Consider the following 14497-nt stretch of genomic DNA (forward strand, 5'->3'; position numbering starts at 1 on the left):
GGCCCGGCGAGCTCGGCCGGCTGTTCACGGAGCTCGGCGAGATCGGCGTCAACATCGAAGACCTGCGACTCGAGCACTCCCCGGGCGCGCAGATCGGCTTGGCCGAGATCGCGGTGCTGCCCGAGGTGAAGACCCGCGCGATCGAAGACCTGTCGGCACGCGGATGGAGGACCGCCGGATGAGCGAGCGCACTCCCATCGTCGTCGCCGTTGACGGGCCTGCGGGCAGCGGAAAGTCCAGCGTGAGCAAGGCCGCGGCAGCACGACTCGGCTTCGCCTTCCTCGACACCGGCGCCGCGTACCGCGCGCTGACCTGGTTCGCGATGCGCCGCGGCATCGACGTGGCGGAGGCGGATGCCGTGGTGGGCGCCATCGCCGACTTCGACTATCGCATCGACACCGAGCCCGGCCGCCTGCGCGTCTTCGTCGGCGAGACCGACGTCACCAAGGACATCCGCGACCCGGAGGTGTCGGCGCGGGTGAGTGCTGTGGCGCGCATCCCGGACGTGCGGCTTCGGCTGAACGAGCTGTTTCGCAGACTCTTGGCGAGCACCGATCGCGAGGGAATCGTGGCGGAGGGTCGCGACATCACGACCGTGGTGGCGCCGGACGCACCCGTCCGCATCCTGCTGACGGCTGCGCCGGAGGTGCGTGCAGCACGTCGCGCCGGGGAGCTCGACGGGCACGCCGCCGCGGATGTCGCCGCGCAGCTGCACGCCCGCGACCACGCCGACCTTCAGGTGGTCGACTTCATGACCGCCGCCGAGGGTGTGACCACGGTGGACTCCACCGACCTGAACTTCGATGAGACCGTCGACGCCGTGATCGACGTGATCCAGGCCGCGCGCCCCGCTGGGCCCCCATTGCCGGTTCCGGCGCGCCGTCTACGGCGTGATGGCCGTGCGATAGGGACCGACCCGTCCCGAGGAGGAACGGATGTCTGACTCCCGCCCCGCCGACAGCAACCGGCACGAACACGCCGGCGACGACTTCGAAGCCGGCCCGGACGACCTCGCCGAGCGACTGGCGAACGTCGACGACGACCTGGCACACCAGCGCGCCAACGCGCTGCGCGCAGGACTCGAGGACTACGAGCTCGACGACGCCGACCTCGATGTGCTGGATGCCGTCACCGAGAACCCTGACGAGATCCACTACCTGCCGGCGCTGCCCGTCGTGGCCATCGTCGGCCGGCCGAACGTGGGCAAGTCGGCGCTGGTGAACCGCATCCTCGGCCGCCGCGAAGCCGTCGTCGAAGACGTTCCGGGCGTGACACGCGACCGCGTCTCGTACCAGGCGGAATGGAACGACCGCCGGTTCAGCGTGGTCGACACCGGAGGCTGGGAACCGGATGCCAAGGGCATCGACGCGTCCGTCGCCGCGCAGGCCGAGGTCGCGATCGACCTCGCCGACGTGGCGATGTTCGTCGTCGACGCGAACGTGGGCGCGACATCCACCGACGAGCACGTCGTGCGCCTGCTGCGCAAGTCGAAGAAGCCCGTGTTCCTCGTCGCGAACAAGGTGGATGACGCCCGGCAGGAACCGCAGGCGACCGAGCTGTGGTCGCTGGGACTGGGGGAGCCGCATCCAGTCAGCGCCCTGCACGGCAGGGGAGTGGCCGACCTTCTCGACGAGGTGCTTCAGGTGCTGCCGACGGAGTCCGCCTTCGCCCAGCGCGAGATCGGTGGACCGCGTCGCGTGGCGATCGTTGGACGGCCCAACGTGGGCAAGTCCAGCCTGCTGAACAAGGCGGCGGGGGAGGAACGTGTCGTCGTCAACGACCTCGCCGGCACCACCCGCGACCCCGTGGACGAGCAGATCGAGCTCGGCGGACGCGTGTGGCGCTTCGTCGACACCGCGGGCATCCGTCGGCGCGTCCATCTACAGCAGGGCGCGGACTTCTACGCGTCGTTGCGCACGAGCACCGCGCTGGAGAAGGCGGAGGTCGCCGTCGTCGTGCTCGACGTGAGCGAGCCGATCAGCGAGCAGGATGTTCGCATCATCGACCTCGTGCTGGAGAGCGGTCGCGCGCTGGTGCTGGCGTACAACAAGTGGGACCTGCTCGACGACGACCGGCGCCGGTACCTGGAGCGCGAGATCGAGCAGGACCTCGCGCACGTGTCGTGGGCGCCGCGCGTCAACATCTCGGCGCGGACCGGACGGCACCTGGAGCGGCTCGTCCCGGCGCTCGAGACGGCGCTCGAGTCGTGGGACACGCGCATCCCGACCGGCAAGTTCAACGCGTTCCTGGCCGAGCTGACCGCGGCGCATCCGCACCCGGTGCGCGGAGGCAAGCAGCCGCGCATCCTGTTCGGAACGCAGGCGTCGAGCCGTCCGCCGACGTTCGTGCTGTTCACGACCGGATTCCTGGACTCCGGCTACCGCAGGTACATTCAGCGCCGCCTGCGCGAGCTCTACGGCTTCGAGGGCACCCCCATCGTGCTCAACATGCGCGTGCGGGAAAAGCGGCGGCGGTGACCCTTCGCGAGACTACGCGTACGCGCTGAGACTAGCCGCGACGCACGTAGTGTCGGCGCATACGCGTAGTCTCACGAAAGATGCTCCGCTCAGTTCGCGCCGCGCACGGCGTAGCGGTGCAGCGTGACGCCCTGGTCGTAGGTCTGCTGCTCGAGCAGGTCGAGGTCGACCCGCGGGTGCGGGTCGTTGAACAGGGGTCGGCCGGAGCCGAGGATGGTCGGATGCGTGAACAGCATCAGCTCGTCGAGCAGTCCGGCACGCAGGAGCTGGGTCGCGAGCGTCGCGCCCCCGACGCCGATGTCGCCCTCGGCGCTCTGCCGCAGTGCCGCGAGCTGGTCGATCGCGTCATCCCCGCCGACGATGCGGGTGTTGTGGGATGCCGTCGTGCGGGTGCGCGACACCAGTACCTTCGGCATCGAGGTCCAGATCTCGCCGTACTCGCGAAGGAAGGCGGGAAGCGACTCGTTGGTGCGGGCATCCGGCCAGAACGGGTCCATCATCTCGTAGACGACGCGTCCCTCGACGAACATCGACATCGACTGCGCGCGCCGATTGAACTCGCGATGAAGCGGCTCGCCGATCCGCACCCAATCCGGTCCGTCGAGGTTGGAGTGGTCGTCCGGCCCTCGCTCGATGTACAGGTCGAGCGAGACGTTCATCCAGTACACGAATCTTGCGGTCATGTTCAGATCTCCCCCTTCTTCACTGCCTTGCGCAGAGTCTGGTAGTCCTCGACCGCCTGATCGGCGTACGCGGATGCCCACTCCGCGACCGCGGAATCGAACGGCGTGCCGCCCCCGAGGTATCCCGCGATGAACGGAGCCGCGGGGGACTGGGCGTGGGCGCGGGCGAGAACCGTGCCGCAGGCATCCACGTAGTCGGTGAACGGGCGGAAGTCGAGGGTCTCGGTGTCGATGGAGACGTTCTGGTCGCGGAACTGACGGATGTAGAACGCGCGGCCGTCGTACTTGACCCACCCGAGGAACGGGTCGCTGACGGCCTGCAGCACGTGCTGGTTGGCGACGACCCGGTGACCGTGTTCATCGGGATCGACCCGGTCGCCGTAGACCGGCGCCCTTCCCGCCGTGGCGCCGCCGAACTCGACGGCGACGGATTCGACCGCTTCCTTCACCTGCAGCACGAGCGACTCGCCCGCCGGCCCGGAGAGCACGATGATGTAGCAGCGGGTGCCGACGCTGCCGACGCCGACGACGCGGCGCACGGCATCCGTCGGAACGTACTGCGACAGCAGCACCGCGATGTCGGACGGCACCGTGGCGAGGTACCGCTTGACGATGCCCAGGATGCGTTTCTCGGTGGTCTCCGGCACGTGCGACAACACGGGCGGGTTCTCAACGATCATCGTGGAGCCGTCGTCGGCGCGCTTCGTGATCTTGCGCACCACACGTGCCGAGGTGCGACGGGATGCCGCCTCGATGGCGTGATCGAGCACCTTCTGCGAACTCGAGTGGCGCTGGCCCCTGTGCACGTCCGCTCGGATGTAGTAGCGCTCCAGCACACTCAGCTGGGTGATCTGTCGCATCGCGATGCGGTAGCTCGCTGCAGCCTCGAGCGCGGCAGTCTGCACCTTGGACTCCTTGAATCCGCGCTGCCTGGCGGCGACGACGACGCTGGTGACGAACCGCTTGACGTCCCACTCCCAGGGTCCGTACGCGGATTCGTCGAAGTCGTTGAGGTCGAACACGAGAGAGCGCTCGGGGGATGCGTAGATGCCGAAGTTCGCCAGGTGCGCGTCGCCGCAGATCGTGACGTCGACGCCCGTGCGGGGCGCATCGCGCAGGTCGGCGGCCTGGATTGCGGCCGAGCCGCGGTAGAACGCGAACGGGCTGGCGGTCATCCGCTCCAGCCGCAACGGGATCAGCTCGGGTACGCGGTGCTCCTGCTGAGTACGAAGGATGCCGATCGGGTCGCGGTTCTTGGCCGGCTTGTACTCGGCGTGCCCCGAGCGCGGAAGCTTGCCGCGTGCCGCCTTGCCTGCGTCGAACAGCTCCGCCGCGCTGTGGATCGCTTCGTGCTCGAACCGAAGGCGTCCCTCGTCTGCGCTCATGCTTGCTCCTCGTGGTCGGATTGGGTTGCCGGTTCGACGCGTTCCCAGGGCTCGATGCCGCCCACGACGACGTCGAAGAGCGGGTTCGGGTGGATGCTCCGCTCGGCGAGCAACGCGTTGACGCGTTCCGGTGCGCGCAGCTTGAACTTCGCGGCGAGACGACGGCGCTCGTACTCGAGCTGCCCGGAGGTGATGGTCAGGCGGATACCCGGCTCGGGCACCGCCACGATGCGTGAGCGATTGAAGCGGTAGGTGCGGGCATCCGCTTCGTCGGCGAGGACGCCGAGATACGCGCCGATGGCCGTCGGATGCTCGCGAAATCGATCGAGCTGCGGATGATGTCGGTAGCCGCGCGTCTTGCCGATCAGCACCTTCTGGGCGAGCAGTGATTCGCGCCAGCACGCGACGAGGCCGACTGCGTCGAGGTACCGCGGGTGCAGGCTCCACAGGCGCATGGATCCAGCCTAGGGCCGGAGCGGGCTTCGAGTCAGAGCTGCAGGTTGACGACCGCGCGACCGGGCTGCGGTCTTGAGACGATCTCGAACCCCGCCGCGACGAACCCGGAGAGGACGCCGTGGAACAGTTCGGCCGACGAAGCCTTGCGCTCGGCGGTGTCGACCGGATACGCCTCGACGACTCGCGCACCGGACGCCCGGGCGTGCTCGATCGCCGCCGCGAGCAGAGCGGATGCCACGCCTCGCCTGCGAAACCCGACCCGCACGACGAAGCACGTGATCGACCACACGCTCGGGTCGTCGTGCTGCTGCTCCGCGCGGCCGGTGGCGACGATTCGGCTGGTGCGTAGGCGCGGGTAGGCGGGACGCGGTTCCACCGCGACCCACCCCGCGGGGTCGTCGCCGAGGTAGGCGATCAAGCCAGGACCCGGGTCGTGGCGCACCTGCTCGCAGAGCGCTGACTCGAGTGTCGGGACATCCGTCTCGCGCCACTGTGCGTTGGAGAGCTTGAAGAACTGGCACCAGCACGTCGCCGGATCGCCGCGAGTGCCGAACACAGTGCGCACGTCGTTCCATGGCACGTCGCCGACCGGTACCACCCGGATGTCTGCGGTCGCTTCCTCGAGCACCTTCGCCACCATGCGGCCAAGCTACCGTGCGCGGCCGACGTTCCGAGGTCGTTTGAGCGTTGAGGCTCGCCCGAGTTCGGATCACCGTCCGAGATGGACGTTATCCGCGTCGGAGACGGCAACGGCGGACAGGAACGTCTCGGTGAGGCGAAACTTCCTGTCCGGCGTTGTCGTCATCCCGTGATTCAACGACCACCTGGGACAGGAGTTCGGGGGCGGGCTGGTGTTGCGTCCGACCTTGGGAAGGTCGTTGCTTGGTGCGGGCGTCGCTTCCGCACCCGGTAAACTGTCCAAGGCCGTCCGCGGGCGGTTACGGGCTGTGGCGCAGTTTGGTAGCGCACTTGACTGGGGGTCAAGGGGTCGCAGGTTCAAATCCTGTCAGCCCGACCATGTGAGGTCTCGGAACATCGGGGTCGCGAAGCGCTGATCGGTGCCGATCCGCTATGCATGAAGCATGACGACGAACCCGGATGACACCCCAGCAACGTTCGCGATCGTGGGCGGCGGGTTCCGCGCCGAAGCGTTCCTGCGGGTGGCCGCGGCGCTGCCCGAGCGGTTCCGCGTCACCGCTGTCGTCGCTCGGCGTCCCGAGGCTCGAGAGGCGCTTCGTGATCGGTGGTCGGTCGACACGCTCGACACCGTCGACGAGCTTCGCCGCGACAAGCCGGAGTTCGTGGTGGCCGCGGTCAGCGCCGGGGCATCCACCGAGATCGTCCAAGCGCTGACGGGCGAAGGCCACGCCGTTCTCACGGAGACGCCGGTCGCGCCCGACATCCCGTCCTGCCTCGCGCTGCTCGACGCCGTACGCCGAGGCGCTCGCATCCAGGTGGCGGAGCAATACCACCTGGAGCCGCTGATCTCGGCGCAGCTGGAGCTGGTTCGGCGGGGGACTCTCGGGGAGGTGTCCGAGGCATCCGTCTCGATCGCGCACGACTATCACGGGATGAGCGTGCTCCGGCGGTTGCTCGGTGTCGGGTTCCAGAACGCGCGCATCACCGCGAGAAGGTTCACCGAACGGCTGCAGGACGGGCCGAGCCGTCAGGGCGACCCCGTCGAGGATCGAGTCGTCGACGGTGTTCGTACGTCCGCGTGGCTCGAGTTCGAGGGCGGTATGCAGGGTACATACGAGTTCCACGATCAGCAGTACCGGTCGTGGATCCGCACCCCATCTGTGCTCGCCCGCGGCGCCCGCGGCGAACTGAGAGACGAGACCGTGCGACACCTGGCGGACGCCTTCACACCGGTGACGAGTCGAATCGAACGGGTCGAGGCGGGCGGCGCGGGCAATCACGAGGGCGACTTTCTGCGGTCGTACTCCTTCGAAGGAGACATCCTCTACGAGAACCCGTTCCGGCCCGCGCGGCTGGCGGATGACGAGCTCTCGATCGCCGCGCTCCTCGAGCGGATGTCTGCCTACACTCGCGGCGGACCCGACGTGTACAGCGTGGCCGAGGCGTGCCAGGACCAGTACCTGCAACTCGAGATGCGGCGCGCGATCGAGACGGCTTCCACAGTCACCACGAGGACCCAGGAATGGGCTCGCCCTTAGCTGAGCAGGCGACGAAGCCCGAGCTGGAACGCGGCATCCACTCGGTCGCGTTCCCCGGTGGCCAGCAGGTCGAGCATGCTTCCGCGAAGCAGTGCGAGCACGGCGGTCGCGCGTTCAGGACCCGGGTCGGAAGCCGCATCCGCTGCCTCGAGCATCTCGAGCCAATCGCGCACCGTCTCGGCCGCGAAGCCGGCCAACGGGCCGTCCTGCGTGATCAATGAGCGCCCGTACGCCTCCACCCACAGGTTGAGCAGACGTGTGTGCTCCGGTGCGGCGAGCCAGTCCCATACGTTGCCGGCGACCGTTGCGAGATCGGCATCGGCCGTGGCCTGCCGCACCTCGTCGAGCATCACGAGCTCGTCCGCCCGCGCCTCGGCGAGGATGGCGCGCACCAGCCCGTCCTTGCTGCCGAACAGGAACATCAGCACGCCCGCGCTCGTGCCGATCGTGTCGGCGAGCGGTCGTAGCGAGAGGTCGGCCAGACCGTGCTCGGAGACGTACTCGTACGCGCGGCGAGCGAGTTCGCGACGCCGTGGTGACGCATCCGTTCTGTCTTCGGCCACGCGGCGATAGTATCGCAACTGGAACAACTGTTTCAGTGACTTCAGTGGAGGACGACATGGACGTCACAGTGCGCATCGCGGACCAGCCCGGCGACCTCGGGTGGATCGTCATGGCCAACGCCGAGGTGTACGCGCAGCAGTTCGGATGGAGCACCGACTACGAGACGCTCGTGGCGCGGATCGTCGCCGACTTCGCCGAAGGGTCGGCTTCCGAACGACAGCAGGCCTGGATCGCCGAGCTCGACGGCCGCCGCATCGGCTGCGTGATGTGCGTTGACGCGGGGGAGGACGTCGCCCGCCTCCGCCTTCTTCTCGTGACACCGGACGGGCGCGGCCACGGAGCAGGCAGCGCGCTCGTGGATGCCTGCCTCGACTTCGCACGCCGCTCCGGCTACCGCACGATGGTGCTCTGGACCAACTCCGTGCTCGAGTCCGCGCGGCACATCTACCAGCGCGCCGGCTTCGAGCTCATCGCCGAGAACCCGCACCACAGCTTCGGCGTCGACCTCGTCGGACAGGACTGGGAGCTCGTCCTGTAGCTCAGTACTCGCCCTTGATCACGAAGAACGACCCGCGGATGACCCCGGCGAGTCGTGACTTCTGGCGCGCGAATTTGAACTTCGCAGCAAGCTCCTCTGGCACCTCCATGCCTTCGGACAGCTTGAATCCGACGGCACGCTTGCCGCCATCCTCGAGCGTGTACATCACGTTGATGGACAGCCCGGACTCGTAGAAGACGTACGCGATGCGGATGCCCTCCACCTGGAATTCGGTGACCTCGAGCGGGCGCGATGCGATCACGATGTCGCGCTCCTCAGCGAGGATTCGACTCACCCACTCGAGTATCTCGGGCGCCTCCTCGACGGGCACGACGGTGAAGTCGTGGTCGTACTTGTTCTTGAAGTAGCGCGCGTCGTTCGCGCGGAGACCCGCGAGCGCGTCCGCTACCGGCGAGGACTCGAGCCCGACGGTGGACACGTTCACGAAGTCGACGGTGTAGCCCACGAGACCTCCAAGCGGTGACGGTACGCGAGCAACCGTATCCGATCGATCTCCATTCCTTTCGTGACGCCGTGTTGCGTTCGGTTCCCCTCTGTTACCGGGCAGTCCGGGAGCGAAGACCCTCGCCCATAGTGTGGCGCTACCCCTACCCGACACGAAGAGGAAGTCCCCATGAAGAAGCTCCTTCAACGCGCAGCCGTCGTCTCCGTCGCCGGGTTCATGGCGCTCGGCCTCGCCGCGTGCAGCGGTGCGGCGGATGCGTCGTCCACGAGTGGCTCCGGCAAGAAGAGCACCGTCTACTTCGGCGTCTCAGCCGCAGAGACGGGTCAGTACGCGCAGTACGGGCAGCAGTTCAAGGAGGCGTTCGATCTCGCCGTCGAGCAGGCGAACGCGAAGGGCGGCATCAACGGTCACCCGGTAGCGCTCAAGTACGAGGACTCGCAGTCCGACCCCAAGCAGTCCGTGCCGGTCGCGCAGAAGTTCGTGGGCGACAGCAGCGTGGTGCTGGTGTTCGGCGACTACTCGTCGGCGGCATCCATTCCCGCCTCGCCGATCTACACGGCCGGAAAGCTGCTGCAGTACGGCTTCAACAACTCGAACCCGGACTTCACCGCGAAGGGGTCCGAGTACCAGTGGTCCACCTCGATCACGACGAGCGACACGTACAAGTGGACGGCCGACTACATCAAGAAGCGCGGTATCAAGTCGGTCGGCGTGACGTACCTGAACACCGCCGACTGGGGCATCCCCGCCTTCCAGGCGTTCAAGTCCGAGGCCGACAAGATCGGGCTGAAGATCACCGACGCCGAGGCCGTTCTCGACACCGCTGACGATTACAAGCCGTCGCTCATCAAGGCGGTGAAGAGCAACCCGCAGGCCTTCGTGCACGTCGGATACGGGCCGGATGCTTCCAAGATCGTCACGCAGCTGCGTGCGATCGGCTACAAGGGCACGTTCTTCGGTGGCCAGGACGAGGAGTCCTTCGACGGCACGCCGGACGCCACGGGCGCCATCAACGGGGCCCAGTTCGTGGAGACCAGCACGGATCCCGCCGTCAAGAGCTTCGTGGCGGCGTTCAAGAAGAAGTACCCGAACGAGACGGATGTGACGAGCTTCGAGGCCGGCGCGTACGACGCGCTCAACGTGGCGGTGGCCGCGGCCAAGAAGGGCGGCATCACGCGGGAGGGCATCCTCAAGGGCTTCAAAGAGGTGAAGGATGTTCCGAGCGTTGTCTACGGGAAGATCACGTTCGACCCGACCACGCGTCGTGTGCAGTCGCCGCAGCTCACGCCCACAGTTCTCAAGGGCGGCAAATGGGTCGTCTACAACGGCTGAGCCGTTAGACCCGCGCACCCATGCTTGACACACTGATCGCCGGCCTGCTCCGAGGAAACGTCTACGCCCTCGGAGCGGTCGGCATCTCCCTCGTCTTCGGCGTCATGAACGTCGTCAACTTCGCCCAGTTCTCGTTCTTCGGGCTGGGAGCCATGCTCACCTGGTTCTTCGTCGCCCGCCTCGGGCTGTCGTTCTGGCTGGCGCTCCCGCTCGTGCTGGTCGTGTGCGCGGCGCTCGGGCTGATCATCAACGCCGCGGTCGTGCGTCCGCTGGCGAAGTTCCTGCCGCTGGCGGCGATGCTCTCGACGTACGCGGTGTCGCTCATCCTCGACAACACGTCGCAGGCCGCGTTCGGCGCGAACTCGCGCGTGTTCCCGCAGGTGCTGCAGACATCCAACCTGCACGTCGGCAACATGCGGTTCGGCACCGCCGACGTGGTGATGCTCGGCATCACGGCCGGCGTCATGATCGTGATGTCGCTGTTCCTCAAGTACGGCAAGGTCGGCAGGGCCATCCGTGCGACCGCGCAGGACCAGGAGGCGGCGCTGCAGATGGGCATTCCCGTCGCCCTGGTGCAGAACCTCTCGTTCGTGATCGCCTCCGCTCTCGGCGGACTCGCCGGCATCTTCATCGCGCTCTACGTCGGAGTCGCGGATCCGACGTCCGGGCTGGAAACCGGCATGACGGCGTTCGTCGCCGCGACCCTCGGCGGCCTCGGATCACTCGTCGGCGCCGTGATCGGCGGCTTCGTGCTGGGCATCCTCGAGTCGTTCGGCATCTACTTCTTCGGTGGCAGCGCCGACCAGATCATCGTGTTCGTCATTCTGATCGCGGTGCTGATCATCCGGCCAGGCGGGCTTCTCGGCAAGGTGCCGCTGATCTCCAGCGAACCGCTGACCGGCACATTCCTCGGCAAGGGCAGGCCGTTCACGATCCCGCGCTGGGTGTGGCCCGCTGCGCTTGCCGTGGCGGCGGTGGTCGTTCCGCTGGTCGGGAACGACTACGTGCTCAGCACAGGCACCCAGGTGCTGGTCTACGCGATCATCGCCTCCGGTTTCACGATCACCGCAGGGCAGGCCGGCGTGATGGCGCTCGGTCAGGCGGGACCGATCGCGATCGGCGCCTACACGTCGGCGTTGATCACGCTCTACCTGCACGTGTCGTTCTGGGTGGCGCTGCCGCTGGCGGGTCTCGCCGCCGCGATCATCGCATCGATCCTCGCCTCGCCCATCTGGGGCGTGAAAGGGCACTACATCTCGATCGCAACGCTCGGCATCGGCATCGTGATCGTTGCGGTCATCCAGCTGATCGTGCCGCTCGGCGTACAAGGCATCCCGTGGCCGAAGATCGGCGACACGGTGCTGTTCACGGCGCAGGACTTCTACTTCATCGACCTCGGCGTGCTCGTGCTGACGCTGCTGGTGATGTGGCGCATCCGTCGCTCGCACCTCGGGCGGGTCATCTCGTCGGTCGGAGCGGACGAGGTCGCGGCGCTGGCCTCCGGCGTGCGGGTGCGCGACTACAAGGCGCTGGCGTTCGCGGTCTCCGCGTTCTTCGCCGGGATCGGCGGCTCGCTGCTGGCGCACCAGTACACGTACATCGACACGTCGATCTTCTCGATGCTGATGTCGCTCGTCGTGGTCACGATCGTGATCCTCGGCGGCGTGAACCTGCCATACGGCGCGGTGATCGGCTCACTCATCCTGATCGGCGGACTCGAGGCGCTGCGCTTCACGGATGAGCTGCGCATCGTCGTGTACGGGCTGGTGCTGATCCTCGTCGTGAGGTTTCGGCCCGGTGGAATCCTGGTGAGGAACTCGTGAGCGCCGAAAGAGTGAGCACAGCGGTGGATGCTCTGCTGCAGGTGGTCGACCTGGAGCGACACTTCGACGGGTTGAAGGCGGTCGACGGCGTCTCGTTCACGGTCGCGCCGCACGAGGTGGTGTCGATCATCGGTCCGAACGGGTCGGGCAAGACCACCACGCTCAACCTCGTGACGGGGACGATTCCGGCGAACGGGGGCACGATCATCCTGGATGGCCGCGACATCGGTCACGCGGACACCGCGCGGATCGCGGAAGACGGCATCGGGCGCACGTTCCAGAACGGCCGGGTGTTCGCGACGCTGTCGGTCGCGGACAACATCGAGGTGGGCATCCACTCGACGCTGATCGCGAGCCGTCCGTTCCGGAGGCTCTCGCACGTGTTCCTGCTGCGGTGGATCCCGCTGCTGGCCGAGCTGTTCATCGCGATCGTGGGAACACCGGCGTCGCGCAGGGAGCGCAAGGCGATCGAGAAGACGATCGAGGAGGAGATCCAGCGGTTCCAGGCCCGGCTGGGGACGCGCCGAAACGATCCGGCATACACGCTCAGCTACGCCAACCGGCGCCGCACCGAGATCGCGCGTGCCCTGGCGCTGAAGCCGAAGCTGCTCGTGCTCGACGAGCCGACCGCCGGCATGAACCAGTCGGAGACAGCGGAGGTGCTGGAGCAGTTGCTGGAGCTGAAGGCATCCGGTCAGGCCATCCTGCTCGTGGAGCACAAGCTCGACCTCGTGATGACCGTCTCCGACCGCATCATCGTGATGGATGGCGGCCGCATCATCGCACAGGGGCGTCCGGAGGAGGTGCGCAGCGATCCGGCGGTGATCGAGGCCTACCTCGGACGGCGGCGCGGACTCGGCGGGGAGGTGCTGGCATGACCGCTCTGCTCGAACTCGACGACGTGCACGTCTACTACGGCCCGTTCCACGCGTTGCGCGGCAACACGATCACGGTGGGGGAGGGCGAGATCGTCTCGCTGCTCGGCGGCAACGCGAGCGGCAAGTCCACGACGATGAAGACGATTCTCGGGCTCACACCGGTGAAGAAGGGATCCGTGCACTTCGCCGGGCGCGACATCACGCGTTCCTCCACCAGGCAGCGCATCAAGGCGGGAATCGCCTCGGTTCCCGAGGCACGGCGCGTCTTCCCGCAGCTCACCGTGGACGAGAACCTCCTCACCGGCGCCTACACGCGATCCGACAGGGCGGGAGTGGCCGAGGACCTCGAACGGATGCGCGAGCACTTCCCGCGCCTCGCCGAACGTCGCAGACAGGAGGCCGGCACCCTCTCCGGCGGCGAACAGCAGATGCTCGCGTTCGCTCGCGCCCTGATGAGCAGGCCAAGGCTGATCTGCATGGACGAGCCCACCATGGGGCTCTCGCCCAAGCTTGTCGACCAGGTGCTCGACGAGATCGCCCGCATCAACCGGGAACTCGGCGTGGCCGTTCTCTTCGTCGAGCAGCAGGCGGAGCTGGCGCTCTCGATCGCCTCGCGCGGCTACGTTCTGGCCACCGGTGCCATCGTGCTGGAGGGCGAGGCGCGCGATCTGCTCGATGACCCGCAGATCCAAGAGGCCTACCTCGGAAAGGGACGACAGTCATGACCACAAGCCGACTCGGCTACTTCACCCGGCTTCTCGACGACGTGGAACCGCTGGAGCGCTACCGCAACGCTCTGGCGCAGATCGTGCGCGCCGAAGAGCTCGGGTTCGACACGGCGTGGGTGGCTCAACACCACTTCCACCGCGACGAAGGCGGGCTCCCGTCGCCGTTCGTGCTGCTCGCGCAAGCCGCGGCGCAGACCTCCCGCATCGTGCTCGCGACCGGCATCGTGACGCTTCCGCTGGAGGCGCCGCTGCGCGTGGCGGAGGATGCCGCGGTGCTGTGGCTGCTCTCGGACGGCCGGTTCGAACTGGGCATCGGTTCCGGCGGCACGGCGTCGTCGTTCCCGCCGTTCGGGCACGCTCCCGAGGACCGTCCGGCGATCTACGCCGACCACAAGCAGACACTGCTGCGCGCGGTGTCCGGGGAGGTGCTGACCAGCGACGGCGGTGCTCTGTACCCGCCGGCGCCGCAGCTCGCCGACGCGCTGTGGGAAGCGACGTTCTCCGCGGGCGGCGCTGAACGGATCGGTGGGGCCGGGCACGGGCTCATGCTGTCGCGCACCCAGCCGCGGCGGGAGTACACGGGCCGCGGGTCGGCATCCGACCAGGTCGAGATCGTGGATCGCTACGTCGCAGCACTGCCAGGCGGTGTCGCGCCGCGCGTGATGGCATCCCGCTCGGTGCTCGTCGTCGACAGCGAGGAGGATGCCCGTCGCTGGCGCGCCGAGGGCATCGCTCGCTCGCTGCCCGCACTGCGGGCTCAGGGCGTCGCCATCCCGGAGGCGGACGACGCCGAGCTCGCCGCCTACCTCGACCTGCACATCGGGACGCCGGAGCAGGTTCTGGCAACGCTGAAGGACGACCCGATCCTTCCGCGCGCGACCGACATCGTCGTGCAGGCGCATCCGGTCGATCCGCCGCACGAGGTGGTGCTGCGCTCGCTCGAGCTCATCGCCGAGCAGGTCGCACCGGAACTCGGCTGGGAACACTAGG

15 protein-coding genes, 1 tRNA gene and 1 pseudogene are annotated in these 14497 nt (G+C 67.7%); 11 read left to right on the forward strand and 6 right to left on the reverse strand.

The features are described from left to right. The 3 genes and pseudogenes from ACTHNC_RS12135 to der form a co-directional block, all read left to right on the forward strand. Positions 1-182 (forward strand): annotated as a pseudogene (locus tag ACTHNC_RS12135) (prephenate dehydrogenase); the annotation flags it as partial. Continuing rightward, positions 179-943, forward strand: coding sequence for a (d)CMP kinase (cmk, locus tag ACTHNC_RS12140; RefSeq protein WP_440294863.1), 765 nt, complete (start codon positions 179-181; stop codon positions 941-943). The pseudogene ACTHNC_RS12135 and the gene cmk, both read left to right, overlap by 4 nt. Further along, a complete protein-coding gene (gene der / locus ACTHNC_RS12145) occupies positions 936-2477 on the forward strand; it encodes a ribosome biogenesis GTPase Der (RefSeq protein ID WP_440294864.1) in 1542 nt (513 codons plus the stop codon). Before cmk ends, der begins: the two co-directional genes overlap by 8 nt. A gap of 89 nt (positions 2478-2566) precedes the next feature. On the opposite strand, the gene ACTHNC_RS12150 is transcribed toward der, so the two are convergent. The 4 genes from ACTHNC_RS12150 to ACTHNC_RS12165 are packed head-to-tail and all read right to left on the reverse strand — an operon-like array spanning position 2567 to position 5641. After that, positions 2567-3160, reverse strand: coding sequence for a dihydrofolate reductase family protein (locus ACTHNC_RS12150; protein WP_440294865.1), 594 nt, complete (start codon positions 3158-3160; stop codon positions 2567-2569). 2 nt (positions 3161-3162) lie between these two features. Further along, on the reverse strand, positions 3163-4545 hold the full coding sequence (locus ACTHNC_RS12155) for a DUF2252 domain-containing protein (protein ID WP_440294866.1): 1383 nt from the start codon (positions 4543-4545) through the stop codon (positions 3163-3165). Then, complete coding sequence (locus tag ACTHNC_RS12160; protein WP_440294867.1) at positions 4542-5000, reverse strand: pyrimidine dimer DNA glycosylase/endonuclease V; 459 nt, start codon at positions 4998-5000, stop codon at positions 4542-4544. Before ACTHNC_RS12160 ends, ACTHNC_RS12155 begins: the two co-directional genes overlap by 4 nt. Positions 5001-5032: 32 nt before the next feature. After that, on the reverse strand, positions 5033-5641 hold the full coding sequence (locus ACTHNC_RS12165) for a GNAT family N-acetyltransferase (protein WP_440294868.1): 609 nt from the start codon (positions 5639-5641) through the stop codon (positions 5033-5035). A gap of 301 nt (positions 5642-5942) precedes the next feature. On the opposite strand from ACTHNC_RS12165, the gene ACTHNC_RS12170 reads away from it, so the two are divergent. Both ACTHNC_RS12170 and ACTHNC_RS12175 read left to right on the forward strand, forming a co-directional pair. Next, a tRNA-Pro gene (locus tag ACTHNC_RS12170) sits at positions 5943-6019 on the forward strand. Between the two features lie 64 nt (positions 6020-6083). Continuing rightward, on the forward strand, positions 6084-7178 hold the full coding sequence (locus tag ACTHNC_RS12175; RefSeq protein WP_440294869.1) for a Gfo/Idh/MocA family protein: 1095 nt from the start codon (positions 6084-6086) through the stop codon (positions 7176-7178). Here ACTHNC_RS12175 and ACTHNC_RS12180 read toward each other — a convergent pair. Next, positions 7175-7741 (reverse strand): TetR/AcrR family transcriptional regulator, encoded by a 567-nt coding sequence (locus ACTHNC_RS12180; RefSeq protein ID WP_440294870.1) that lies wholly within the window; start codon positions 7739-7741, stop codon positions 7175-7177. The two genes, ACTHNC_RS12175 and ACTHNC_RS12180, sit on opposite strands and share 4 nt — an antisense overlap. Positions 7742-7797: 56 nt before the next feature. On the opposite strand from ACTHNC_RS12180, the gene ACTHNC_RS12185 reads away from it, so the two are divergent. Beyond that, a complete protein-coding gene (locus ACTHNC_RS12185; protein WP_440294871.1) occupies positions 7798-8280 on the forward strand; it encodes a GNAT family N-acetyltransferase in 483 nt (160 codons plus the stop codon). A 1-nt stretch (position 8281) separates the two neighbouring features. Here ACTHNC_RS12185 and ACTHNC_RS12190 read toward each other — a convergent pair whose 3' ends face one another. Then, complete coding sequence (locus tag ACTHNC_RS12190) at positions 8282-8746, reverse strand: phage tail protein (RefSeq protein WP_440294872.1); 465 nt, start codon at positions 8744-8746, stop codon at positions 8282-8284. Between the two features lie 168 nt (positions 8747-8914). On the opposite strand from ACTHNC_RS12190, the gene ACTHNC_RS12195 reads away from it, so the two are divergent. The 5 genes from ACTHNC_RS12195 to ACTHNC_RS12215 are packed head-to-tail and all read left to right on the forward strand — an operon-like array spanning position 8915 to position 14496. After that, entirely contained in the window at positions 8915-10078 is a 1164-nt protein-coding gene (locus ACTHNC_RS12195; protein WP_440294873.1) for an ABC transporter substrate-binding protein, read from the forward strand. Between the two features lie 20 nt (positions 10079-10098). Next, positions 10099-11901, forward strand: a complete 1803-nt coding sequence (locus ACTHNC_RS12200; RefSeq protein ID WP_440294874.1) for an ABC transporter permease — start codon at positions 10099-10101, stop codon at positions 11899-11901. Further along, on the forward strand, positions 11898-12779 hold the full coding sequence (locus ACTHNC_RS12205; RefSeq protein ID WP_440294875.1) for an ABC transporter ATP-binding protein: 882 nt from the start codon (positions 11898-11900) through the stop codon (positions 12777-12779). The genes ACTHNC_RS12200 and ACTHNC_RS12205 overlap by 4 nt, the downstream gene beginning before the upstream one ends. Then, the gene (locus ACTHNC_RS12210) at positions 12776-13504 is read left to right on the forward strand and encodes an ABC transporter ATP-binding protein (RefSeq protein WP_440294876.1); all 729 of its coding nucleotides are present in this window, start codon (positions 12776-12778) and stop codon (positions 13502-13504) included. Before ACTHNC_RS12205 ends, ACTHNC_RS12210 begins: the two co-directional genes overlap by 4 nt. Beyond that, positions 13501-14496: a putative FMN-dependent luciferase-like monooxygenase gene (locus ACTHNC_RS12215; RefSeq protein ID WP_440294877.1), complete on the forward strand. Its 996-nt coding sequence runs from the start codon at positions 13501-13503 to the stop codon at positions 14494-14496. The genes ACTHNC_RS12210 and ACTHNC_RS12215 overlap by 4 nt, the downstream gene beginning before the upstream one ends. The last annotated feature ends 1 nt before the right edge of the window (position 14497 follow it).

Origin of the sequence: Humibacter sp., from assembly GCF_051954055.1 — a bacterium.
Lineage (GTDB): Bacteria > Actinomycetota > Actinomycetes > Actinomycetales > Microbacteriaceae > Humibacter.

What these genes read in the sequence shown, in the direction of transcription:
- cmk (WP_440294863.1), top strand. Translation starts at nt 179, where the DNA reads ATGAGCGAGCGCACTCCCATCGTCGTCGCCGTTGACGGGCCTGCGGGC.
- der (WP_440294864.1), top strand. Translation starts at nt 936, where the DNA reads ATGTCTGACTCCCGCCCCGCCGACAGCAACCGGCACGAACACGCCGGC.
- ACTHNC_RS12150 (WP_440294865.1), bottom strand. Translation starts at nt 3,160, where the DNA reads ATGACCGCAAGATTCGTGTACTGGATGAACGTCTCGCTCGACCTGTAC.
- ACTHNC_RS12155 (WP_440294866.1), bottom strand. Translation starts at nt 4,545, where the DNA reads ATGAGCGCAGACGAGGGACGCCTTCGGTTCGAGCACGAAGCGATCCAC.
- ACTHNC_RS12160 (WP_440294867.1), bottom strand. Translation starts at nt 5,000, where the DNA reads ATGCGCCTGTGGAGCCTGCACCCGCGGTACCTCGACGCAGTCGGCCTC.
- ACTHNC_RS12165 (WP_440294868.1), bottom strand. Translation starts at nt 5,641, where the DNA reads ATGGTGGCGAAGGTGCTCGAGGAAGCGACCGCAGACATCCGGGTGGTA.
- ACTHNC_RS12175 (WP_440294869.1), top strand. Translation starts at nt 6,084, where the DNA reads ATGACGACGAACCCGGATGACACCCCAGCAACGTTCGCGATCGTGGGC.
- ACTHNC_RS12185 (WP_440294871.1), top strand. Translation starts at nt 7,798, where the DNA reads ATGGACGTCACAGTGCGCATCGCGGACCAGCCCGGCGACCTCGGGTGG.
- ACTHNC_RS12195 (WP_440294873.1), top strand. Translation starts at nt 8,915, where the DNA reads ATGAAGAAGCTCCTTCAACGCGCAGCCGTCGTCTCCGTCGCCGGGTTC.
- ACTHNC_RS12200 (WP_440294874.1), top strand. Translation starts at nt 10,099, where the DNA reads ATGCTTGACACACTGATCGCCGGCCTGCTCCGAGGAAACGTCTACGCC.
- ACTHNC_RS12210 (WP_440294876.1), top strand. Translation starts at nt 12,776, where the DNA reads ATGACCGCTCTGCTCGAACTCGACGACGTGCACGTCTACTACGGCCCG.
- ACTHNC_RS12215 (WP_440294877.1), top strand. Translation starts at nt 13,501, where the DNA reads ATGACCACAAGCCGACTCGGCTACTTCACCCGGCTTCTCGACGACGTG.